The organism is Ruegeria arenilitoris, from assembly GCF_013035425.1.
Taxonomy (GTDB): Bacteria; Pseudomonadota; Alphaproteobacteria; order Rhodobacterales; family Rhodobacteraceae; genus Ruegeria; species Ruegeria arenilitoris_A.
In genome coordinates, this window is sequence record NZ_WQHX01000002.1 from 213005 (window position 1) to 235992 (window position 22988).

23 protein-coding genes are annotated in these 22988 nt (G+C 53.3%); 12 read left to right on the plus strand and 11 right to left on the minus strand.

What is annotated here, in order from left to right; translation table 11 throughout:
• Positions 1–115: 115 nt before the first annotated feature.
• Together gntH and GOV45_RS06625 are read right to left on the minus strand one after the other, a co-directional pair.
• A complete protein-coding gene (gene gntH, locus GOV45_RS06620; protein WP_170475762.1) occupies positions 116–1456 on the minus strand; it encodes a guanitoxin biosynthesis MBL fold metallo-hydrolase GntH in 1341 nt (446 codons plus the stop codon).
• Between the two features lie 76 nt (positions 1457–1532).
• On the minus strand, positions 1533–1949 hold the full coding sequence (locus tag GOV45_RS06625) for an OB-fold nucleic acid binding domain-containing protein (RefSeq protein WP_170475764.1): 417 nt from the start codon (positions 1947–1949) through the stop codon (positions 1533–1535).
• A 127-nt stretch (positions 1950–2076) separates the two neighbouring features.
• Between GOV45_RS06625 and GOV45_RS06630 the strand changes: the two genes are divergently transcribed.
• Both GOV45_RS06630 and GOV45_RS06635 read left to right on the plus strand, forming a co-directional pair.
• Positions 2077–2400 carry a 2Fe-2S iron-sulfur cluster-binding protein gene (locus tag GOV45_RS06630; protein ID WP_170475766.1) on the plus strand — a complete coding sequence of 108 codons (324 nt, stop codon included), beginning with the start codon at positions 2077–2079 and terminating at the stop codon, positions 2398–2400.
• On the plus strand, positions 2400–3167 hold the full coding sequence (locus GOV45_RS06635; RefSeq protein WP_170475768.1) for an FG-GAP repeat domain-containing protein: 768 nt from the start codon (positions 2400–2402) through the stop codon (positions 3165–3167). Before GOV45_RS06630 ends, GOV45_RS06635 begins: the two co-directional genes overlap by 1 nt.
• Positions 3168–3205: 38 nt before the next feature.
• Here GOV45_RS06635 and purD read toward each other — a convergent pair whose 3' ends face one another.
• Positions 3206–4468 carry a phosphoribosylamine--glycine ligase gene (gene purD / locus GOV45_RS06640; protein WP_170475770.1) on the minus strand — a complete coding sequence of 421 codons (1263 nt, stop codon included), beginning with the start codon at positions 4466–4468 and terminating at the stop codon, positions 3206–3208.
• A gap of 75 nt (positions 4469–4543) precedes the next feature.
• Here purD and xseA point away from each other — a divergent pair, with 75 nt between their 5' ends.
• A complete protein-coding gene (gene xseA, locus GOV45_RS06645) occupies positions 4544–6031 on the plus strand; it encodes an exodeoxyribonuclease VII large subunit (protein ID WP_170475772.1) in 1488 nt (495 codons plus the stop codon).
• Between the two features lie 121 nt (positions 6032–6152).
• Here xseA and GOV45_RS06650 read toward each other — a convergent pair whose 3' ends face one another.
• Positions 6153–6548: a hypothetical protein gene (locus GOV45_RS06650; RefSeq protein ID WP_170475774.1), complete on the minus strand. Its 396-nt coding sequence runs from the start codon at positions 6546–6548 to the stop codon at positions 6153–6155.
• Positions 6549–6803: 255 nt separating this feature from the next.
• Between GOV45_RS06650 and ftsY the strand changes: the two genes are divergently transcribed.
• The 4 genes from ftsY (at position 6804) to GOV45_RS06670 (ending at position 10346) form a co-directional block, all read left to right on the plus strand.
• Positions 6804–7952 (plus strand): signal recognition particle-docking protein FtsY, encoded by a 1149-nt coding sequence (gene ftsY / locus GOV45_RS06655; RefSeq protein ID WP_170475776.1) that lies wholly within the window; start codon positions 6804–6806, stop codon positions 7950–7952.
• 82 nt (positions 7953–8034) lie between these two features.
• Positions 8035–8937: an EamA family transporter gene (locus GOV45_RS06660; RefSeq protein ID WP_170475778.1), complete on the plus strand. Its 903-nt coding sequence runs from the start codon at positions 8035–8037 to the stop codon at positions 8935–8937.
• A gap of 17 nt (positions 8938–8954) precedes the next feature.
• Positions 8955–9560, plus strand: coding sequence for an inner membrane-spanning protein YciB (locus GOV45_RS06665; RefSeq protein ID WP_170475780.1), 606 nt, complete (start codon positions 8955–8957; stop codon positions 9558–9560).
• 117 nt (positions 9561–9677) lie between these two features.
• Positions 9678–10346, plus strand: coding sequence for a Crp/Fnr family transcriptional regulator (locus GOV45_RS06670; RefSeq protein WP_170475782.1), 669 nt, complete (start codon positions 9678–9680; stop codon positions 10344–10346).
• A 251-nt stretch (positions 10347–10597) separates the two neighbouring features.
• On the opposite strand, the gene GOV45_RS06675 is transcribed toward GOV45_RS06670, so the two are convergent.
• The 6 genes from GOV45_RS06675 to rpiA form a co-directional block, all read right to left on the minus strand.
• Complete coding sequence (locus GOV45_RS06675) at positions 10598–12037, minus strand: Do family serine endopeptidase (RefSeq protein WP_174823614.1); 1440 nt, start codon at positions 12035–12037, stop codon at positions 10598–10600.
• A 183-nt stretch (positions 12038–12220) separates the two neighbouring features.
• Complete coding sequence (locus GOV45_RS06680; RefSeq protein ID WP_170475786.1) at positions 12221–12415, minus strand: DUF2065 domain-containing protein; 195 nt, start codon at positions 12413–12415, stop codon at positions 12221–12223.
• Complete coding sequence (hflC, locus tag GOV45_RS06685) at positions 12415–13293, minus strand: protease modulator HflC (RefSeq protein WP_170475788.1); 879 nt, start codon at positions 13291–13293, stop codon at positions 12415–12417. Before hflC ends, GOV45_RS06680 begins: the two co-directional genes overlap by 1 nt.
• Complete coding sequence (gene hflK / locus GOV45_RS06690) at positions 13293–14438, minus strand: FtsH protease activity modulator HflK (RefSeq protein WP_170476575.1); 1146 nt, start codon at positions 14436–14438, stop codon at positions 13293–13295. Before hflK ends, hflC begins: the two co-directional genes overlap by 1 nt.
• Positions 14439–14510: 72 nt before the next feature.
• On the minus strand, positions 14511–15869 hold the full coding sequence (gor, locus tag GOV45_RS06695) for a glutathione-disulfide reductase (protein ID WP_170475790.1): 1359 nt from the start codon (positions 15867–15869) through the stop codon (positions 14511–14513).
• Positions 15870–15995: 126 nt separating this feature from the next.
• Positions 15996–16778, minus strand: coding sequence for a ribose-5-phosphate isomerase RpiA (rpiA, locus tag GOV45_RS06700; RefSeq protein WP_170475792.1), 783 nt, complete (start codon positions 16776–16778; stop codon positions 15996–15998).
• A gap of 167 nt (positions 16779–16945) precedes the next feature.
• On the opposite strand from rpiA, the gene GOV45_RS06705 reads away from it, so the two are divergent.
• The 4 genes from GOV45_RS06705 to GOV45_RS06720 are packed head-to-tail and all read left to right on the plus strand — an operon-like array spanning position 16946 to position 20437.
• Positions 16946–17647: a glutathione S-transferase family protein gene (locus GOV45_RS06705; protein ID WP_170475794.1), complete on the plus strand. Its 702-nt coding sequence runs from the start codon at positions 16946–16948 to the stop codon at positions 17645–17647.
• 1 nt (position 17648) lies between these two features.
• Positions 17649–19022 (plus strand): L-serine ammonia-lyase, encoded by a 1374-nt coding sequence (locus tag GOV45_RS06710; protein WP_170475796.1) that lies wholly within the window; start codon positions 17649–17651, stop codon positions 19020–19022.
• A gap of 34 nt (positions 19023–19056) precedes the next feature.
• On the plus strand, positions 19057–19473 hold the full coding sequence (locus GOV45_RS06715; RefSeq protein ID WP_170475798.1) for a GFA family protein: 417 nt from the start codon (positions 19057–19059) through the stop codon (positions 19471–19473).
• 49 nt (positions 19474–19522) lie between these two features.
• Positions 19523–20437: a DMT family transporter gene (locus GOV45_RS06720; protein WP_170475799.1), complete on the plus strand. Its 915-nt coding sequence runs from the start codon at positions 19523–19525 to the stop codon at positions 20435–20437.
• On the opposite strand, the gene GOV45_RS06725 is transcribed toward GOV45_RS06720, so the two are convergent.
• Positions 20382–21089: a thiamine diphosphokinase gene (locus GOV45_RS06725; protein WP_170475801.1), complete on the minus strand. Its 708-nt coding sequence runs from the start codon at positions 21087–21089 to the stop codon at positions 20382–20384. The genes GOV45_RS06720 and GOV45_RS06725 overlap by 56 nt on opposite strands.
• Positions 21090–21211: 122 nt before the next feature.
• On the opposite strand from GOV45_RS06725, the gene GOV45_RS06730 reads away from it, so the two are divergent.
• Positions 21212–22954 carry a hypothetical protein gene (locus GOV45_RS06730; protein WP_170475803.1) on the plus strand — a complete coding sequence of 581 codons (1743 nt, stop codon included), beginning with the start codon at positions 21212–21214 and terminating at the stop codon, positions 22952–22954.
• The last annotated feature ends 34 nt before the right edge of the window (positions 22955–22988 follow it).

Sequence of the window (22988 nt, forward strand, 5' to 3'; positions counted from 1 at the left end):
GACCGATGTCACCAATTTTCATAACAAACAGCGTGTTCAAACGCCAATTCGATTGAATTTTGGCCGAACAACTACCAGAGCGGCCCCTAACCATTCCACAAAGTGATAAAACTGATTAATCGCCGGGATATGGAAAGTCTCTGCCCAATGCTTCGCTGGCTTGTTCGTATATCGGCCGCAGCGCGTCGTCTACATCCCACTTCCCACCTTCGATAAAGTCCGAAAACCCAACCGACTCAACTGGTATTCCCTGTTTCTCGGCAAAGGTCTGTCGGTCATTTTCTCCTGGTGGAATTGGTGGTTCGGAAAGTGGTGGCGACCAGGTGTGTTCCTCGGTTACAGCCATTCGCACGCGGATATCGTCCTTGGTAACATTCCAGACCATGAAATCTTCGGCCAAACTTAGCGGCCCGTCATAGGTCGTGCGAATACGCTCTTCTACGCCTCCTGCGGTGTCGAAGTCATTAAAGAAGTGATACGCGACAGCGATTCTGGGCTGGATTTCAGACATCACCTTTCCGAATGCTTCAGGTGCTGTATGAATCTGTGTTCCAACCTCAAGCGCAGACTCCGGTGTGAAACCTAGCTTACCGACAATGTCAGGAACCGCGATGAAGCACTCATGAATTGCGATATCGGCGTCCTTGGCATATTCGATGAACCACTTGTTCGGATAAGTATCTGAACTGTATACAAACTTGAGATCATTCCATTCGAGCGAAAAACTAACTGCCCCGTCAATTCCATGAATTGCCGGGAAGCTTCGCACGACAACACCATTCTCTTCGTAAATTATTTCGTTTTCGCCTTTGTAATCAAACTCGGTCACATCCATCTGATAGCCACGTGGGTCGGTTGCTCCGACTCGTGCGCTAAGGTCCCACAGCAACATGTCTTTCATACTGTCGGTTGCCGCTGCCGTTCCAAGTTCAGGCACCGATCCGCTTGGGCCCCAAACACGCAGCGGTCTGTTCCGCCCCATCAGCGCGCCACCGATGAAAAGTTCGTGCAACGCACCAAAATGGTCTGTGTGAAGATGCCCAACAAAGACTTTGTCTAGATAGTTGTATGGAATCTGAAGCGAGGATATTCGCTCGGACGAACCCGAGCCTATGTCAAAGAAGAATTTGTCGCCATTGCCAAGCTCTACAAGAAAACACGCGGCGGCTTGCGCCGCTCGGGTTGTTGGCATGCCTGTGCCGCATGCGACAACACGCATCTCATTAGGGTCCAGATCTTCTGTATTGGGGTAATATGCGTCTCTCGGCCGGTCTCGTACTTGTATAGGCGAGATTTCCGGTTCGGTTTCATCTGCCAATGCCATTCCAGGAGATAACGCGTCAAAAGTGTTTTTAAGCACATGGCCGACCGAAATGTCGGCTCGCTCAATCCATGACCCCACTCCGACGCCAACTGCCAAAGTTACAGCAACAGTACCGATGGCCAAGTGTCTCATATCGTCATCTCCCCGGATAGATAGCGTTTTTTTTTAGGTACTGCCTTTTGGTTTTGCCTGTATTATTCAGACTTTATCATATGTTTGGGTTTTGACGAAGCTCCTTCTTGTCGCGTATTTCCCCCGCCTCTCCCTGCACCAGCACATCCAACATTCCCGAGATATCCTCAATCTCTTCCGCGATCACATGGGTCACCGAATGTGCTCGCTGCATCCGGCCCGTAACCCGTAACAGGCGTCCCGAAATTACCGCCCGGCGGAAGCGTTCATAGATCTTTCGCCAGACCACTACGTTTACGATGCCGGTTTCATCTTCAAGTGTGACAAAGATCACGCCCTTGGCCGTCCCCGGCCTTTGCCGCAGGATCACCAGCCCTGCCACTGTAACAAGCGCGCCCTCTGGCGGCGCGTCCAATTGACGGGCGGGTAAACACGCAGGTGGGCGTGGCCAGTGTCGATCTGACACTATGGGGCGAGTGGGGACAACAAGCATGAGAACAAAAATAGAACAAATGTAAGGAAAGTCCAGTCGCGGCGTACTGAGTCGCAAATGAGGCTGGAAAGAGACAAATGCGTTGACTAAGGAAGACTCCGAACATCGCAAAAGGAATACGCACGCAATGGCAAAGATCACCTATGTCGAGCATGGCGGTACCGAGCATACTGTCGACGTAGCAAACGGCCTGACCGTTATGGAGGGGGCTCGCGACAACAACATACCCGGCATCGAGGCGGATTGTGGCGGCGCGTGCGCCTGCTCGACCTGCCACGTCTATGTCCACCCAGACTGGGTCGAAAAAATCCCGGCCAAGGACGACATGGAAGAAGACATGCTGGACTTTGCTTATGAACCAGATCCAGAACGCTCGCGCCTGACCTGCCAGATCAAGGTCACTGATGAATTGGACGGCCTAATCGTACAGATGCCCGAAAAACAGATCTGATGCTTTCAAAAGCGCCGCGTCCAACCGCGCGTAGGCGCAGCAAACTGACGCGTGGCGCAGGGCTATTGTCGTGCTTTTTGACGGCGGCAGCGGTGCATTCGTCATTGGCTGACACAATAACAGCAGCCCGGTTCACAGAACCGACAACGCGATACGCGCATGGTGTACTGGGCGATGGCATAGAATACGGCGCGCTCGAACTAACAGTTGACGCAACGGTTACAGGCGAAAACCGGCGTAAGATAACCGTACGCCTGCCCCAAGATCGTGTGTTCGAGGACCTCTCACCCCGTATGATCGATATCGACAGCGATGGCTCGCCCGAAGTTATCGTTGTTGAGTCTCATGCAGAAAAAGGCGCTCAATTAGCAATATACGGGGCGGAAGGGCAAAAGATTGCCGCAACGCCGCATATCGGCACACGCTATCGCTGGCTGGCGCCTGTCGGTGCCGGCGATCTGGACGGCGACGGGTTTACCGAGATTGCATATGTAGACCGTCCACATCTCGCCAAAACTCTTCGCATCTGGCGGTTCAAACAAGGCGACCTAACTGAAATTATTGCATTGCCCGATTTAACCAACCACCGCATCGGCGAAGACTATATTTCTGGCGGTCTGCGCCACTGCGAAAACACCCCGGAACTGATACTTGCAAACGGTAGTTGGACCCGGGTTATCAGCGTAACTTACAAGGGAAAGTGGATAAAATCTGATCTAGGTCCCTATTTAAGCCCAAACAGCCTGATCAATGCTATGGAGTGCTGATCTTAGCTAGCACCTTAAAGCCTTAACAGCATCCTTCGTCAAAGCGCGCGCCAACCGATATCGCCGCGAAAGAAACCTTCTGGCCAATCAATATCTTCGATCATTGCATATGCTTGGTCCTTGGCCTCCTGCAGGGTATCAGCCCGGGCCGTAACATTCAGCACACGCCCCCCTGAGGCAAGAACCTGGCCATCCACAGCTTTTGTCCCGGCATGAAAAACCATGTTCCGGCTATCTTCAGGAATGCCGTCCAACCCTTTAATAACAGTTCCTTTTTCATACACGCCCGGATAACCCTTGGCCGCCATCACTACTGTTATGGCGTGATCATCCGCCCAGTTGACTTGTGTCTCGCTTAATCTGCCTTCTGCCGCAGCCTGTAATAGATCAAGAACTTGTGCGCCGAGGCGCATCATCAGCACCTGACATTCGGGATCGCCAAAACGAACATTGTATTCGACCAGGCGAGGCTGGCCATCCTTGATCATAAGGCCCGCGTATAGAACACCTTGAAACGGCATGCCGCGTTTCGTCATCTCTGCTATCGTCGGACGAATTATTTCGTCCATCGCCCGCGCTTCGATTTCTGCGCTCAATACTGGGGCTGGGGAATAAGCTCCCATTCCGCCTGTGTTTAGCCCCGTGTCGCCTTCGCCTACCCGCTTGTGATCCTGTGCTGTACCGATAGATAGAGTCTCGGTGCCGTCGCAAAGGACAAACAGCGACGCTTCCTCGCCCTCCATGAACTCCTCTATCACGACTTCTGCGCCTGCTCCGCCGAACACACCACTGAACATATCGTCAATCGCTTTAAGAGCGGTTTTTTCGTCCATCGCGACGATCACGCCCTTTCCAGCAGCAAGGCCATCGGCCTTGACCACAATCGGCGCTCCTTGTTTTCGGATGTAGTCCTTGGCTGGTGCGGCTTCGGTGAAACGCGCGTATGCCGCCGTAGGTGCGTTAGACGCATCGCAGATTTCCTTGGTGAAACTTTTTGACGCTTCCAGCTGTGCAGCATCTGCCGAAGGGCCGAATACCAAGACGCCAGCCTCGCGCAGGCGATCCGCGACACCAGTTGCCAAGGGCGCTTCTGGACCGATTATTACGAAATCAATCGCGTTTTCCTCGGCAAAGCTGACGACTGCGCCCCCGTTTTCAATATCCAACGTGGCGCAATCGGCAATCTGTGCAATCCCGGCATTCCCCGGAGCCACAATCAGACGGTCGCATTTTGGGTTTTGCATGACCGCCCAGGCAAGCGAATGTTCGCGCCCCCCGCTGCCGAGAATTAGGATGTTCATAAATGCACTCCGATCTGCTTGGCCTCGCCTCTGCGGCGTTCTAAGCTGAGGGCGCAACTGACACAAGGCGCTGATATGTCCGACTTGCTTGACGACCCGACACCGGGTCAGAACACTCCTGAATACACAGTCTCGGACATATCCGGTGAGGTAAAGCGCACACTGGAAGGTGCATTCGGCCGAATCCGTGTCCGCGGAGAAGTCGGTCGTGTGTTTAAGGCGCGCTCGGGCCATTTGTATTATGACATCAAGGATGATCGGAACGTTCTGGCTTGTACCACGTGGAAAGGCCAAATCAGCGGCCTGTCCGTCGTGCCCGAAGAAGGATTAGAGGTCGTCGTTACTGGGCGTCTTACCGCATTTGGCGCTCAGTCCAAGTACAACCTCAATGTCGAAGAAGTAGCTGTCGCAGGCCAAGGTGCATTAATGGCGCTTTTGGAAAAGCGGAAGAAACAGCTAGAAACCGAAGGATTGTTCGCACCAGAACGTAAGAAACCCCTGCCCTATCTACCGCAGATCATCGGTGTCGTAACCTCGCCTTCGGGCGCGGTGATCCGCGACATTTTGCACCGGTTGCGAGACCGCTTTCCCCGCAAAGTATTGATCTGGCCGGTCGCCGTCCAAGGTGCCAACTGCGCTCCAGAGGTCGCGCGGGCCATCGAAGGCTTTAACCAGCTTACACCCGGTGGTGCGTTACCAAGACCAGATTTGATCATCGTTGCACGCGGCGGCGGCTCGATCGAGGACTTATGGGGGTTCAATGAAGAGGCCGTAGCCCGCGCAGCTGCAGCTTCGGATATTCCGTTGATCTCTGCCGTGGGTCACGAAACTGACACGACCCTGATAGATTTCGTATCAGACCGCCGTGCTCCGACGCCAACGGCAGCCGCTGAACTGGCCGTGCCGGTGCGGATGGAATTGCTTGCCTGGACAGGGGAACAAGGTGCCCGACTTTCCCGTTCGGCCGCTGATGCCGTGCAACGTCGCAGCCAGCGGTTGCGGGATTTGTCGCGCGCCTTGCCTCGCGCCGAAGCCCTGTTGGACAACCCCCGTCAACGGCTTGATCAGGTCACCGAACGGCTACCGAACGCTTTGCTACGTGGCGTGCAGAACCGACGCGTCAAACTGTTGGATATTTCTGCTCATTTGCGCCCTTCGACGCTGCGCAATTTGGTCGACACCAGAAAAGACAGATGGCGAAATCTTTCGTCACGCCTTTCTCGGCGACCATTAGAACGGGAGTTGGGAGCGCAAAACGACGCGCTGCTTCGTCTTTCAGAACGATTGAACGCGGCGCAAATTGTGCGGTTGGAGCGCATGCGGCAGCAACTTGTTGCAACAGATCGCTTACGTGAAACCCTTAGCTATCGGGCAACCTTAGACAGAGGTTACGCGGTCGTAAGGGCTGAAAATAAGTTGATTACAACCAAGGCACAGGCAGCTGGGCACCAGGTGCTTGAAATTGAGTTTTCGGATGGAAAGCTGACAACCGGATCGACAGCGTCGAAACCAGCTACTAAAAAACAAAAACCTGCTCCGCCTGATCAAGGCTCATTATTCTAGGTTAAACAGTTGGCTCGGAACGATAAAATTTGAGGTTGCTGGTCAAAATCTTCCAGAGTTATTCGCTCGTTAAGCTCATCAAGGCTTCTGAAGGTGCAAAACGCATTAATCATCTTTGCTATTAGACTCCTACGTCTGGTCCATAGCAGATCATTTCTTCGCCTAAATCATCTGCCTCGTACAGCTCTGTTGACGATGGGTCCCCTTCGAACTGCGCAACCAATCCTTTCTCGGTTTGGGTAAAAACCCAGCATTGCGGATCCAGCCGGTCTTCGTACACAAAGCAAATCTGACCATCTCGTTCGTACCAAACGCCATTTTGGCAATCACCATCCAAAAAGGACCAGATTACACGGCGATTGGGCAGATAACGTTCAACGCCGTAAACCGTTCCGCCAAAACCATAAAAAAGAGTTTTTCCTCGTGTATAGGCATCAAACTCGGACCCTGACAGAGCAGTTTGCGCCATTGCGCCCTGGGTGGACAGCGCGACAAGAATCACAAGGTTTCTGAACATGTCGCCATAGTGTCAGATGCTATCCCTCAACGCCAATTGCTTTGCTGGCGGCGGTCACGTCTATCTCTTTGGACTAAAACCTTGCAACCAACGAGTTTCTGTTACTTTGACTCTACCCGGCGCAGAAACAAACTACTTAACTGATCTGGCAGCTTTATTGTTGTGCACAGACAGAATTTTTGGTCGTCTATTCGGGACCCTTTGCAACCGCTGCAAATCCGCATTAGGTGAAGGGAACACCTGCGGAGACTGTAAATGGCATTTTTCTCAAAGCTAAAGGACCGGTTGTTCAAATCATCTTCCCGGCTTGAACAAGGCCTTGAAGCAATTGTCGAAGAAGGCGGCGAGGAAACAGTCTCGCCCGATCCCGTCATTCCTGACCCCGAACCAGAGCCGCAACCGGTTCCGGAAGTCCCCGAAACGACGCCTGCAACGCAACCTGTTGAACCAGTAGCCCCTGAACCAGTTGATCCCATGCCCGCGCCGCCTCCGCCCGAAGTGGCCGTCGAAAAACCTAAAGGTGTGTTGAACCGGCTGTTTGGGCGAAACGAAAATCACACGGTAATTCGCCGAACATTGGATGACGATATGCTGGAACAGCTTGAAGAGCTGTTGATTGCCTCAGACATGGGTGTAGACACCGCGCTGCGCGTTACCTCCAATATGGCCGAGGGGCGTTTTGGCCGGAAACTTTCTACTCGCGAAATCAAGCAGCTACTAGCACAGGAAGTTGCGAGGGTTATGGAACCAGTCGCTAAACCTATGCCGATCTATCCCAAGCGCCCGCAAGTGGTTTTGGTTGTCGGTGTCAACGGATCAGGCAAAACCACTACGATTGGAAAACTCGCCAGCCAGTTCAAGGATGCTGGAAAAAAAGTGGTCATCGCTGCCGGTGATACGTTTCGCGCAGCAGCAGTTGAACAGCTGCAAGTTTGGGGCGACCGCGCTGGCGTACCGGTTTTGACCGCGCCCGAAGGAAGTGACCCAGCCTCCCTGGCTTTCGACGCGTTGACCAAGGCACAGGAAGACGGAGCGGATTTGCTGATGATCGATACTGCTGGCCGTCTACAAAATCGTGCCGACCTGATGGAAGAACTGGCCAAGATTGTCCGCGTTATTCGCAAAAAGGACGAAACCGCCCCTCACAACACTCTGTTGGTTCTGGACGCGACCACCGGGCAAAACGCGCTCAGCCAGGTAGAAACATTTCGCAACCTAGCCGACGTGTCGGGGCTTGTAATGACCAAACTTGACGGGACAGCAAAAGGTGGTGTTCTGGTTGCACTTGCGGATAAATTCGGCTTGCCCATTCACGCGATTGGTGTTGGCGAGCAGATTGACGACCTCGCCCCATTCGATCCAGATGAGTTCGCTGCCGCGCTTACTGGTCTTGACCAGGGCTGATAAAATTCTTCACCTGAATTGCACCACATGAGGCCCGATTTATCAGGCCCAATTACCCGTCATCATTCGAAAGAAGCGAAAATTGAGCGACTGGCTGATCTCATTGGAAGGCACCGATGCCGGTCATAGGCTGGCACTATTGCTTGCTGTTATGGCGGCTTTTCTGCACGCCGTCTTCGGCGCTCTTCAAAAAGGTCGCCACGATCCCTGGCTTTCACGCGGAGCTATCGACGCCAGCTATTGCCTGATGGCCGCGCCATTTGCACTGTTCGTGGTGCCTTGGCCCGAACCATACATGTGGCCCATCTTTGGCGTGGTTTGGTTGATCCACATTGCCTATAAGACTCTGCAGGCCTTGGCCTACACAAAAGGCTCCTATACGGTGGTCTACCCTGTTGTACGCGGCACTGGACCCTTATTTACTGTAATCGGCGCATATCTGTTGTTTGGGGAAACTTTTTCCGGCACGCAGTGGTTGGGTGTATTGGTACTGCTGTCAGGAATCTTTGGGCTAGCCGCGTACAACCTTCGATATCTGGAAACCGACCGGGAAACTCTGGGGATCGCCTTGACGCTAGCGATTGCAACGGGATTATTCGTGGCGCTTTACACCACTTACGATGCATACGGTATCCGCGCCACAGCCGACCCTTTCACGTTTCTAGCCTGGTTTTTCATGATCGATGGTGCCGTGATGCCGATCTATGCGTTTTTGAGGTGGCGGGCCATGATCAACCGCCCAACGCTTGGCCCACTAATGCTTCGCGGAGTTTCAGGCGGCATTATCGCACCACTTTCTTTTGGATCGATCATGCTGGCGACACGATTGGACAAAGTTGGCGAAGCCGCAGTTTTGCGGGAAACGTCGACGGTGTTTGCTGCACTGATTGGCTGGTTGGTTTTGAAGGAAACCGTGGGTCCCAGACGAATAGCACTGATGGCATTGATTGCACTCGGCGCAATAATAGTTGAAATGGGCGGGTAATCAGCAGGACGCAGATCATGACAGGCAAAAAAGAAATTAACCCTTTTCTCAAACAAGCGTTAGAGCTTGGTCCGCCACTCGCCTTTTTCTTTATCTACCTGCGTCTGCGTGATGACAGCTTTCTAATCGGAAATGTCGAATACTCTGGCTTTATCGTCGCAACGGTTATTTTTGTGCCGTTGATGCTGGGCGCGATGGGTATTCTGTGGCTGCTGACGGGTAAGCTTAGCAGAATGCAGATTTTCACTGCGTTTATGGTGATTTTCTTCGGCGGGCTTACCGCGTGGTTCAATGACGAGCGGTTTTTCAAAATGAAAACCACGCTGGTCTATGGGTTCTTTTCAGCCATACTTGGCATTGGGCTGCTTCAAGGTAAGTCGTACCTGGCATATGTGCTGGATGGGATGTTGCCGATGAGAAATGAGGGTTGGATGATTCTGACGCGTCGTCTATGCGCATGCTTTGCAATTCTGGCGGCAGCCAACGAGTTGGTCTGGCGCACGTTATCGACCGATCTGTGGGTAAAGATCGAAACCTTCGGCTTTCCTATCGCTCTGATGGTATTTCTGATGCTGCAATTCAGCATGTTGCAGAGCTATATGGACGACCCCGACAAGCAATAAGCGGTTTTTGTCGCCGGTGCAGAATGCAGGAAATTTGAAAAATCCTTGGCTTAGCGTTCAACCTGTGGAAGGTTGAGTAACCACCGGCACCACTTTAGCAGAGAATCGCGCACTCATATGATGGAATTTCCAAACAGCGGATTCCTTTCGAAAGCTTCGGAACGGCTGCGCTCGATGCTCGCCGCTCAAGCGTCTGAGCTTACTCTGAATCGCGGTGACGTTCTTTTTGAGCAAGGCGACGAAGGAGACGCTCTTTTTGCAATTCTCGACGGCACGTTGGAAGTTTCCTTTCTAGCGATGAGCGGGCGAAAGCTGGCTCTTAGCTTGATGCGCCCTGGCGAGGTTTTTGGAGAAATCGCGCTTTTCGACAATGGACCGCGAACTGCAACGGTAACTGCGGCTGAAAAGTCTAGGGTACTAAGGGTTCGTCAGAAAGACGTGATGGACCAGATTCGCCAACACCCTGATTTGGCGGTCGATATGATCCGCCTTGCTGGACTGAGGATGCGTTGGATGGGAAGCCAATTGAACGAGCAGGTTTTCTTGCCAATGCCCGTGCGATTGGCACGTAAGCTGTTGCACCTTGCAAATTTACAAGACGACCCGTCACAGCGCATTACCTTGTCGCAGAGTGAGCTGGCAGAATTTGTCGGCGCAACGAGAGAAGCTGTGTCCAAAACTATTTCTGGCTGGAAACGCATAAATGTTGTCGAGGCCTCGCGCGGAGGTGTTCAAATTCACGACATCGCCGCCCTTCAACAGCTGGCGGAGTCAGACTTAATCTGACGAAACGTCCGGCTGTGACCGGGTTCACATACCTGTGCCTGCTTCGGCAGTAAGATGATTCCTGTTACCGTAGGAGGTCGGGTTATCATCCCCGATATCTGTCCACCGACCTCTCCCTGTACAGGAGCCATATGCCATTACAGGCATATGGCTCTATACTTTTCAAAGGTTCAAAAACTGCTGGCCCACTTAAAGTCAACTAGGTCGGAACCATCGCCCCGACCTATAGCTTCTTAACCGTGGACAGAGCGCTATTCTTCCAGGCTCAACGCAACAAACCGTGGCTCACCCCCGCGTCGAACAAGAAGAAGGAGAGATTTACGGCCAGCTTCTCTTGCCTCTTCCATGCGAGCTTCCAGGTCGCTGATCGAAGCTACCTTTTGTTGGCCAGCCTCGGTGATCACATCTCCGGCACGCAACCCTTTGGCAAACGCTTCCGAGGCTTCGTCGACGTTCGAAACGACCAAGCCCTCCATTTCAGGGTCCAAACCCATGTCTTCGCGCAGTGTTTCAGTCAGTGGCGAAACCGTGAGACCCAGAATGTCCTTATTCTCTTCATCCTGCTCCTCTATCGCTTCGACTTCTTCCTCTTCCACACGTTCTGCATCTTCCCGGCGGCCCAGTGTAACCAATACGGTCTGCGTGCTTCCGTCACGGTGCACAACGACACGCACTGACTTACCAACGGTTGTTTCACCAACTTGCCGCACCAGCCCACGCGTGTCTTCAACCTCGACGCCATCAAAGCTGAGGATGACATCACCTGCCAACAGTCCCGCCTCTTTAGCTGGTCCTTCCGGAACATCGCTGATCAAAGCTCCGCCAGGCTTATCCAAGCCCATCGCTTCTGCCATGTCTTCGGTCACATCCTGAATTCGGACGCCCAACCAACCTCGACGCGTTTCACCAAATTCGCGCAGCTGGTCAACTACCTTGATGACCACATTCGACGCCATCGAAAAACCGATCCCAATAGACCCTCCATTAGGCGACAGAATCGCGGTATTAACGCCGATTACTTCTCCATCCATGTTGAATAGGGGCCCGCCCGAGTTTCCACGGTTAATAGCCGCGTCGGTTTGGATATAGTCATCATAGGACCCGCTCAAAGCACGATTTCTTGCCGAAACGATTCCTGCCGATACTGAAAAACCCTGACCCAGGGGATTACCCATTGCGATAACCCAATCACCCACACGCGCGGTATCGCTGTCACCGAACGTCACGTATTTCAAAGGTCCCGTTGCTTCAACCTTAAGCAGCGCGATGTCCGTTTTTTCATCGGTTCCAATCACTTTGGCGGGCAGCTCTTTGACAGGCTGTCCGTCGCCCGGAAAAAACTCCACTAGAATTTCATCGGCCTCAGCGATCACGTGGTTGTTGGTGACGATGAAGCCATCCTCTGAAATGACAAATCCTGACCCCAAAGCGTTGCTACGGCGAGGGCGATTGTCATCGTCACCATTACGATCCTGAAATTCGCGGAAAAAATCTTCGAAAGGAGAGCCTTCCGGCACGATCCCCTGTGGGCCGGTTTGTCCTTCAACGAGCGTCGAGGTTGTAATATTCACTACCGCCGGGCTTATTTGTTCCGCTAGCGGCGCCAGACTTTCACCGCGCGCTTGCGCAGCGACTGTTTGTGCCAAAACAATCAGAGCCCCGACAATAGTCAGCCACATTAACCGTACCATGACACTTGCATCGTCCCGCCGGACGGAAATACTGCGCGATTTCGCCTGCACTTGGGGTCTCCTTGTAGACAACTCTTACTGTGACGGCCCGAAGGCCCCCATACTTACTGACCAATGTAGTCAGTTTGTCCTAACCCGCAACTCGTGATCGCTGGGAAATCACTGTCAAGTGAAACCATAGGATCAGAAACCCATTTGATATGCTGCCCAAACCAAGACAAATCCACTGACAACGCAAAGCAGACCTGCAATTCGCCTCGCTTGCTCTGGCAAGGAACGGAGCGCTTCGAGCATGCGCTCGATTAACGAAGGGGCCAGCGCATAGGCCAGCCCCTCGACAATCAATACCAGCCCAATGGCCAGTAGGATCAAACCCATTACTGGGCCGCCTGCCCTGTGGGCGACTTTAGATAGTTGAAGAAATCGGAGTCCGGGCTGAGCACCATCGAACTATTTCCCCCGCCCAGGGCCTGCTCGTAGGCCGAGAGCGAACGGTAAAATTCAAAGAACTCAGGATCTGCGCCGTAAGCTTCGGCAAAGATCGCATTTCGCTCGGCATCCGCCTCGCCTCGAATAATCTCAGCTTCGCGGCGTGCATCCGATACAAGCTCCACCACTGTCCTGTCCGCCTGCGCTCGCACACGCTGCGCCGCCTCGTTACCGCGGGCACGTTCATCAGTGGCCTCGCGTTCCCGCTCGGCCTTCATCCTATCGAATGTAGCTTCCAGGTTGGCCTGCGGCAGATCAGTAGCCTTGAGCCGTACGTCGATTACATTAACACCAAGCGCCTGCGCTTCTGCAATCGCGCTGTTACGAATTCGCAGCATCAGCGCGGCACGATCCGAACTTAGAATATCCCGAGACGAGACCGAACCCAGAACTTCACGAGTTTCTGCGCGCAAGATTCGATCCAAACGATCCTCTGCGACCGGCACTCCGCCTACACCTACGGCTTGCCGGAACTGCTCAAGATCGGCAATTCGATACCGCGCAAAAGCATCTACGACCAATCGCCGATCATCCAGAGGCGTGACTTCCAGCGGTTGAACATCAATCGACAGAATCCTGTCGTCGTAGCGAACAACTTCCTGAATTAGAGGAATTTTGAATGCCAAACCCGGCTCTTCCTTGACGGCGACGACCCGGCCAAACTGCAGGACCAAGGCGCGTTCACGTTCGTCAACGATGAAAATCGAGGACAACACTGCAACGATGGCGACAAAAACAACCGGCAGGATTAATGTTGACTTACGCATCAGTTGCTCTCCTCAGCCTGGTTGCGACGCAATTCATTCAGCGGCAAATAAGGCACGACGCCTTGCCCTTGACCGGTTGAATTCTCGTCTAGGATAATCTTGTCCACATCACCCAACACCTGCTCCATGCGTTCGAGGTACAGGCGTTTTCGGGTCACTTCCGGAGCCTTAGAGTATTCTTCCAGGACCGCGCTGAAACGACTTGCTTCACCCATCGCGCTGTTTATCTGCTGCGCGCGGTAGGCCTCTGCTTCCTCAAGAACCTGAGCTGCTTCACCTCGCGCCTCAGCCAGGACGCGGTTCGCATAGGCATCGGCCACGTTCTGAAGACGGTCGCGTTCTTGTGCGGCAGCCTGAACATCCCGGAATGAGGCAATTACGTCTTGCGGTGGGTCAGCTTTGTCAAAGTTTACACGGATTATGTTCACACCCGAATCGTAGCTGTCCATCGTAGACTGGATCAGCTCCTGCAATCGGTCGGCGATAATACCGCGATCTCGGTTCAGGATCGGAGCGAGCTCGCTTTGCGCGATAATCTCGCGCATCGCTGATTCCGAAACGGCCCGGATCGTCTGTCGGGGATCGCGCAAGTTAAACAGGAACTTGGCCGGGTCATTGATGTTCCACACAACCTGATAGTCAATATCGACGACATTTTCATCGCCGGTCAGCATCAAACCATCATCACTGCCACGCGCGCCGCCCATGTCCTCGGTCTGTTCGCGTGTTACTGGAATGACCTCCGCCGTTACAACTGGCCAAGGCGCGAAGTTCAGGCCTGGGTTTCCAACAGCAGAAAACTCACCCAGAAACAGTTCAACCGACTGTTCTTCGGGCTTAACTGTGTAGAAACTCGCCACTCCCCACAATATCGCTGCAGCAACTATGGCGACCGCGACAGTGCCCTTCGTAAAAGCTGGTCCACCCCCCCCGGAACCCGAACCATTGCCGCCTCGACCCGAACCGCCACGACCACCCATCAACACGCGCAGCTGTTCCTGCCCTTTTTTCATAAGCTCGTCGATTTCGGGAATCTGTGGGCCATCGCCTTCGGGGGGTTTACGCCCGTCGCCGTTGTTGCCCCGATTTCCTCCGCCGCCGGATGAGCCTCCGCCCCCCCAGGGGCCACCGCTGTTGCCCGCCATATGTGTCTGTTCCTTCATTTAGGTCCGTGTGATCACGGGGTCCCTTGTAACTTGTGTGCGCGCGCTTGCAAATCAAGCAGTGCGAACAGGTTGCCGCATCGTCACCAGTTCTTCGGCCATCACTGGATGAACCGCAACCGTTCTGTCAAAATCTTCTTTGGTTGCGCCCATCTTTACGGCGATGCCGGCCAACTGGATCATCTCTCCCGCGCCGGGTGCAACAATGTGGCAACCCAACACCTTTCGGGAAGCCTGACTAACGATCAGTTTCATAAGCACACGCTGCGTTCCCCCGGCAAATGCCTTTTGCATTGGTTTGAACGAAGTCGCGTAAACCTCGATCAGCTCTTGCTCTGCGGCCTCTTCTTCGCTGAGACCAACAGTTCCCATTTCGGGTTGAGTGAAAATCGCAGTCGGAATCAACTCGTGATCGACGGGTGTCGGATTGCCTTTGAAAATCGTTTCCACAAAGGCCATCCCCTCACGAATTGCAACAGGCGTCAGGTTCACGCGGTCGGTCACATCGCCAATCGCAAAAATCGACGGAACACCAGTTTGGCTGTACTCATCGACGATGACTTCACCTTTTCTTCCCCGCGCGACGCCCAGCGCCTCAAGGCCTAAATCATCCGAGTTCGGCGTACGTCCGGTTGCGAACATCACGACATCAAACAGCAGCTCTGATCCATTAGTCGCTTTGACCCAAATCTTGTCGCCACGCCGTTCCATCTCAAGCACGTTGGTGCCCAGATGCAGGTCAATTCCGTTTTGGCACATTTCTTCACTTATCAAGCCGCGTGCCTCATCGTCAAAACCACGAAGAATCTGAGCTCCCCGATAGAATTGCGTAGTCTTTACACCCATTCCGTTCATTATCCCGGCAAATTCACACGCTATGTAGCCGCCCCCAACGATCAGCATGGTTTCCGGCAGTTTCTCCAGATGAAATAATTCATTTGAAGTAATCGCCAGTTCCGAACCGGGAAAATCAGGTACAACTGGTCTTCCTCCGGTCGCCACCAGAATATGTTTAGCTGTCTTGCGTGCTCCATCCGCCATTTCAACTGTGTGTGCATCGACGAGGCGCGCGCGTTGATCAAATGTTTCTACGCCATTGTTTTTCAGGATGTTGCGATAGATACCTTCCAGTCGATCCAATTCTTTATGAAGCTTGCTGCGGAAGCTGTCCCAATTGAATGTCCCGGGCTTAATATCCCAGCCATAGGCCTGTGCTTCCCCAACCATACCGGCGTATTCGCTAGCAAAGACCATTAGTTTCTTTGGAACACATCCCCGAATTACGCAGGTGCCGCCATAGCGGTCCTCTTCTGCCAGCGCCACTTTGGCCCCGTTTTCGCCTGCCGCGACGCGCGCAGCACGGACGCCACCTGATCCGCCACCAATGACAAACAGATCATAGTCAAAGCTCATGCTGGTTTCCTTCGTTCAGCTCACTAAAAGTCAATGTGTATTCGGGAGCGACCTGATATCCGCCAACCCCGCTACGTTCGAAAGTCCGAATGTCCTGAGCCCTGAACTCAGCATCTTGACCACCGCTCAACCTGCGAGATCGGAAAACAGGTTATCTCCACTTCGGGGTTCACCTACTTCCACTGTACCTTCATTCAAATTGCGCAGTTCGACCCTGCCATCCCCGTGGCCGATTACAACTTTGTCGCAGATATCGATAAAAAGACCATTCTCCACAACGCCTGGGATTTGATTGAGAACAAGCGCCAATTGCCGAGCGTTACCTATTCGCTTCAAATGCAGGTCCAGAATGTGGTTGCCCTCATCCGTGACCTTGGGAGCCTCACTGTTCATGCGTAACGTGACTGAGTTACCAAGCACATCCATTGTGTCCAACGCCTCTTCGATCAGCAATTTTGTTGTTTGCCATCCGAAAGGGATCACTTCCACAGGCAAAGGGAAGGCGCCCAGTGTTTCCACTTCTTTGCCAGCATCTGCGATTACCACCATTTGATCGCTTGCAGTGGCCACAATCTTTTCCTGCAACAAAGCCGCCCCGCCGCCCTTGATCAGGTTTAACTCGCCATCAAACTCGTCGGCACCATCGATAGTCAGATCCAACCATCCTGCTTGGTCCAGTGAAACGACTTCTATTCCGACCTCTCGCGCCAGTTGGGCTGTCGCGGTCGAAGTTGGCACACCCCGAATTTTCAGCCCTTCTTTCGACACACGCTCTCCCAGGCGTCGAACCAACCATGCGGCCGTTGATCCGGTTCCAAGCCCGACACGCATCCCGTCCTGAACGAGTTCAGCCGCGCGGTTGGCCGCAACGAATTTAGCCTGTTCAATCGGCGACATTTCACCAGTCATGGCAACTTCCCCTCAGTCTTCTGCGGGTTATATACGGAAAGCTTTCAGCAACTGCGAGAGCCAATCTTGCTTGCACCAATATTAACTGTCCAACCCAATACGCGTTTCCAATGGGAAGCGTCGCAATCAGGTCTTCGCTATGCAATCACTTCGCTTACATAGGAGACATGAAAACACGCTACCGCCTACATTACGCGCCCGACAATGCATCGCTGGTGATCCGACTGGCACTAGAAGAGATGGGCCTGCCCTTTGAAACTGTTTTGGTTGACCGCCGCAGCAACGAACAAAACAGTGAAACTTACCGAAATCTCAATCCAAATGGTTTGATCCCCGTGCTGGAAACCGAACAGGGGCCGATTTTTGAAACTGCGGCAATCTTGCTATGGCTTTCCGACAGACACGGGCAATTGGCCCCAAGCCCAGAAAGTCTGGATCGCGCGGCGTTTTTGAAATGGCTGTTCTTTGCATCAAATACTTTGCACGCCGACCTACGCCTTGTTTTCTACGCCGACGCTTATATCGATCCCTCGTACGCCCAAGCATTACGTTCAGGAGTACAGCGTCGTTTGAGGCGGCATCTAAGTGTGCTGGATGCTCTTGCAAAAACTAAACTGGACTGGCTGAAAGCGGAACAACCTTCGATCTTAACCTATTACATTGCCTGCATGATGCGCTGGATGGCGCTTTATCCTTCTGGCGAGGATCGTAGCTGGTTCCAGCTATCCGACACACCCCACCTGCAGTCTATTCTGATGCAATTGGAGTCGCGTCCAGCGACACGAGCAGCTGTCGCTGCAGAGGGCTTGGGAGCCACACCTTTTACTGCGCCAAATTACGCCAATCCTCCAGAAGGGTCTGCAACCTGAAATGTTTCTTTCTGTCTTCGATATGTTCAAAGTGGGCATCGGCCCGTCATCTTCGCATACCATGGGACCGATGGTGGCAGCTGCACGGTTTTTGGAGTTGCTGCGTTCCTCACCATTCGAATTCACTGGTCTGCGCGGTTCGCTGCACGGTTCACTGGCATTTACAGGCGTGGGTCACGCGACAGACCGGGCGACAATTCTCGGGTTAGCCGGCTTTGTTCCCGATACCTACAATCACGAAAAGGCTGAAATCGCTCTTGCAAACATAGCCGAAACCCAGTCCGTGTCGCCCGAAGGACTACCCACTCTCACATTCGACCCAAAGACTGACCTGACCTTTGATTTCGACAACACCTTGCCCGGTCACGCCAACGGAATGATCCTAATGGCGACCGATGCTCAGGGCGATGTCATCTTACGGCAGGTTTATTACTCGATCGGCGGCGGTTTTGTATTGACCGAAGAAGAGTTGGCCAAGGGCAAGGCAACGGAAGAAGGAGCCCCGGTTCCCTTCCCTTTCAAATCTGCGGTCGAAATGTTGCAGATGGCAAAAGATAGCGGCAAAAGCATAGCTCAAATGAAGCGGGACAACGAAATAGCCCGTGGGTGCGCTGACGGTTTCGCGAAAGGATCGGCGCGGCTTTGGCAAGTAATGAACGATTGTATCGAAAGAGGACTGACAACCGATGGCATTCTGCCAGGCGGATTGCACGTACGCCGCCGCGCCAAGGGTATCTATGACGCTTTGCAGGCCGAACGAGGAATGAACCTGAATGCACCACATACCATCAACGATTGGATGAGTGTTTATGCCATGGCGGTGAATGAAGAAAACGCCGCCGGGGGTCAAGTCGTCACTGCCCCGACAAACGGCGCAGCGGGCGTTTTGCCTGCGGTGATACGCTATTATCTTGATCATGTTCCGGGAGCGTCAGAAACTAAGATTGAAGATTTCCTGCTCACCGCTGCGGCCATTGGTGGTTTGGTGAAGTTCAATGCCTCGATTTCAGGCGCCGAGGCGGGCTGCCAAGCTGAGGTCGGCAGCGCTTCTGCGATGGCTGCAGCCGGCTTGTGTGCCGTTTTAGGTGGTTCTCCTGAGCAAGTGGAAAACGCGGCCGAAATCGCTCTCGAGCATCATTTAGGTATGACCTGCGATCCAGTCGCAGGCCTTGTTCAGGTACCGTGTATCGAACGCAATGGTCTCGGCGCGATAAAGGCCGTCTCTGCCGCATCGCTTGCGTTGCGCGGCGATGGAAAGCATTTTGTGCCGCTGGACGCAGTCATTGAGACCATGCGCCAAACCGGGCTTGACATGCACGAGAAGTACAAGGAGACCTCATTGGGTGGTCTGGCTGTCAACGTGCCTAATTGCTGACACCAACCTTAAACTTCAAAATCCGAGGAATTCCATGCAAGGACATTGTTTATGCGGCGCAGTCCGCTTCGAAGTCGATCTGCCAATACTTTCTTGCGTGAATTGCCATTGCGACAGTTGCCGACGCCAATGCGCAGCTCCGATGACCACCTATTTCGGAGTTCGGGACGGTCAGTGGAGATGGACGGGTGAGGAACCAAAGCGTTTTGCTTCGTCACCGGGAGTAGAGCGTTCGTTTTGCTCACATTGCGGCACTCCGATTTCATTTAGATCCGTCAAAATGTCGGACGTCATGCATTTGTATGTTGCCACACTCGAAAATCCCGGTCTGTTGGAACCTTCCCTCAACGTTGCAGTTGAAGAAAAACTAAGTTGGTTGGCGCTGAGCGACGAGTTACCCGGCTGTATCGGACCGGATTACACCAAGTATCAACCAATAGTTGAAAATTAATGCGCGAGGCACCTTTTCACTTACTTGGTAAGAAGTTAGCGTCTCCGTAATGACTCAAGATCGGCCCGTATTCGGCATCTTTCTGATGCTAGGTTTTTGTGTACTCGCCCCTTGGGGCGACGCCATGGCCAAGCTGTTGGCAGAGTCGACCCCTGTCGGCCTCCTTGTGTTTGTCCGCTTTGCTGCTCAGGCTGTGATATTAGTTCCATTAGTAGTGCTGACCCGTAGATCGTTCCGCATGCATGGGCCCGTGTTTCGATTGACGGTTCTTCGTACCGTTTTGCATATTCTCGGTATCGCGGCGATGTTCAGCGCCTTGCAATACCTGCCATTGGCGGATGCAATCGCCATCGCATTTGTCATGCCCTTTATATTGTTGCTGTTGGGCCGATATGTTTTGAACGAAGAGGTTGGGCCGCGCCGGTTGATCGCATGTATTGTCGGTTTCCTCGGTACATTACTTGTCATCCAACCCAGCTTTGCCGAAGTCGGGGCTCCGGCGCTACTGCCTTTGTTTGTAGCAGTAGTCTTTGCGTTGTTCATGCTCGTGACACGACAGATTGCCAAGGACACCGACCCAATAGCTCTTCAAGCTGTCTCAGGCCTAATGGCGAGCGTCGTTCTACTGCCAATGCTTGCTATTGGTACCTTCAGTGAAATCTGGGAAATCTCCTTGATCATTCCCGACAGGGATGTTCACGGGCTTTTGTTTGCAATTGGCCTACTCGGAACACTTGCCCACCTAATGATGACATGGTCTTTGCGGTATGCGCCGTCCGCCACGCTAGCCCCCATGCAGTACTTGGAAATTCCTGTCGCAACCCTGATCGGGTGGCTGATCTTCAATGATCTACCCAATGGAATCGCTGCAATTGGCATATTAATCACGATCGCCGCAGGGCTTTACGTCATTCTACGGGAGCGGGCCAGCGTCCAGTCTGGCCCGACAGAAACGCCTGCATAACGATATCCAGCGCGCTACGCGGGAGGATCACAAGTAGCCCAGGACCGTCGATCCGCAGCTCGACATTCGCAACCGCTTTGTTCGAAGTTCCAACCAAACCATCGGGTTCCATTACCAGTTCGTCAATCGGCCACTCCAGCCCCTTGCTGCTCCCCGTTACGCGACGCAGAGGAAACAGCGAAACGGTTTGCTCAGGTTCAATTGGCAACTCAATCTGTGGCGGAGCATGAAACACGATCTCTTTGGAACCCAACAGAACGCAGGGACGGTCTTGGCGCCTGATAAGAGAATTAAAAGTCGCCAGTTTATGATCCACTCGCTCGCCAAGAAACCCCAAACCCAAAACCAAGGGCGCCTGAATATGACGCAGTGACTTGTCAAAATCGGTGCTGTCCTGTTCGGTGATCGGAAATAGACGGTCCGGAGGGATCCGATCTCGGTGTCGTGGTTCCAGTGAGTCCAGATCGCCGATTACTGCCTCCGGCATGTGACCCGAATCGATAAGAATTGCCGCGCCGCCATCCGCGGCCACCAAGCGATCGACGCGACTCAGCGCCAAACTCAAATCTTGCGGGCCGATCTTGCCACCGCCGAATAGCGCTATTGGCTCCTCAGCGCGTACAATTGGTTTGATTTTGGCAAGATTGACCATAATTCCCGGTTTTGGACATAATGAGACCACAAAATGATAGACTCATAGGCAAAGTTAAGAGTCGATTGGTGGGCACTCCGCCCAACAATGTGACTTGGTAGTTTGTAGAGGACCTGCGTCTGATGGTACAGAACAACAAGGTGTTAACCGTTTCTTACGGTACATTCTCCTGCACATTGGAAGGTTTCGACGATTCGTTTGAGACAATGAAAGCGATTGCCGAATACTTCCGCGATCTTGCAGCGGATGACCGTTATTTCGGTTCCGAGCCCCCCCAGCCAGACGCTGAAATGTTGACCCAAATTGCACAACGCAATCGCGCTCGAAACATTGAAGCCAGCCAAAGCGACGACGGTTTGCTGCTGCGCGCAGCTGACGAAGTCCCGGGCCAAGCGTCGCCTTCGGTTGTGGCCCCCACCACTGTTTCACAACAAACGCCGTCAGCTGACGACACTGCAGAGTTTTTTGCAGATTCCGAAGCGGGTGAAGCCGCCGAAGAAGACAGTATCGCAGCTAAGTTGCAGCGCATTCGCGCTGTTGTTTCGCATTCTGGTGAGACCACATCGCGATACAGTGAAGACGAAGAAGACGGCGGCGGATTCGTTTCCCCTGCACAACCTCCGGTCGATGCGATCTCTGCTGCTTTCGAGGCTGGCGCACTCAGCGCGGGCGATCTGCAGGAAAATGTTGAGAAAGAACCAACCACATCCGAAGCGCCATTAGTCGAAGTCGCCGAAACTGACGAACTATCTATTCAAGAACCAATCTCTGAAGCGTCTGCCGAGGATTTGGCCGAGCTGATCCAAGAAATCAATGCTCCCGACGAAGTCGATGCTAAGGATGACGTACTTCTTGAAGGCGAGATTGAAGAAACCGACGTAGAAATAACTGAGACCATTGAGGTAGCTGCCGAGATTCCTGAGCAGAAAGAGCCTGAAGGAGAGGTCGAAGTTGCATCAAGTGACGTGCTGTTCACCGATCTCGAAGACGACGCAGCCTTAGAAATTGAACCCGATGAAGTTGTGACCACTCTCGAGGCTGATCAGGATACTTCGGAAGATCAGGATACTTCGGAAGATCAGGATGAAGCTATAAGTGATGAACCTGAAGCAAATCAGAACATCCTTACTGCGGCAGATGAAGCAAGGCTGCTGGACGAAATCTCTTTGGTAGAATCCGAACTAGCAATTCGTACCGCTTACCACGAGGAAACCGGTCTGGAAGAAGACGTTTCGCGCCTTATGGACAAGGCGGACGAACGTTTTGACGATCCTTCAACCTCGGATCAGCGCGAGACTTATTCACATCTGCGGACCGCCGTGGCTGCGGCCGAGGCAGAACGCGCCAGCAAGGGTGCAGGGGGTAAAGAAAAGAGCGACAAGGAATATCGCGACGATTTGGAATCGGTTGTCAGTCCGCGACGCCCTGAGGTTCAGGTAAAGAGCCCTCGTCCAGGATCTACTGTGGCTCCACTGAAACTCGTTGCCGAACAGCGGATAGATACGGATGACCGCGATACGGGTCCTGTAACTCCCCGCCGCGTTACTTCAGATGAACTGGAGGTGGATGAAGAAGAAGGCGGATTTGCTCACTTTGCACGGGAACAAGGCGCCCAGTCGCTGCCGGATCTTCTGGAGGCGGCCGCTGCATATCTTTCGTTTATCGAGGGACAGGAACAGTTTTCGCGTCCACAATTGATGAACAAGGTGCGGTCGCTAAAGCAAGAGTCGTTCAATCGTGAGGAAAGCCTTCGTACCTTTGGACAGCTGCTGCGCGATGGAAAGATTGAAAAGGCTGGCGGCGGCCGGTTTGCTGCATCAAACGAAATTGGGTTCCGCCCGGACGACACGCGCGCCGCAGGCTAAGGCACCTCGCAAATAAATTTTATCTCTAATGGGC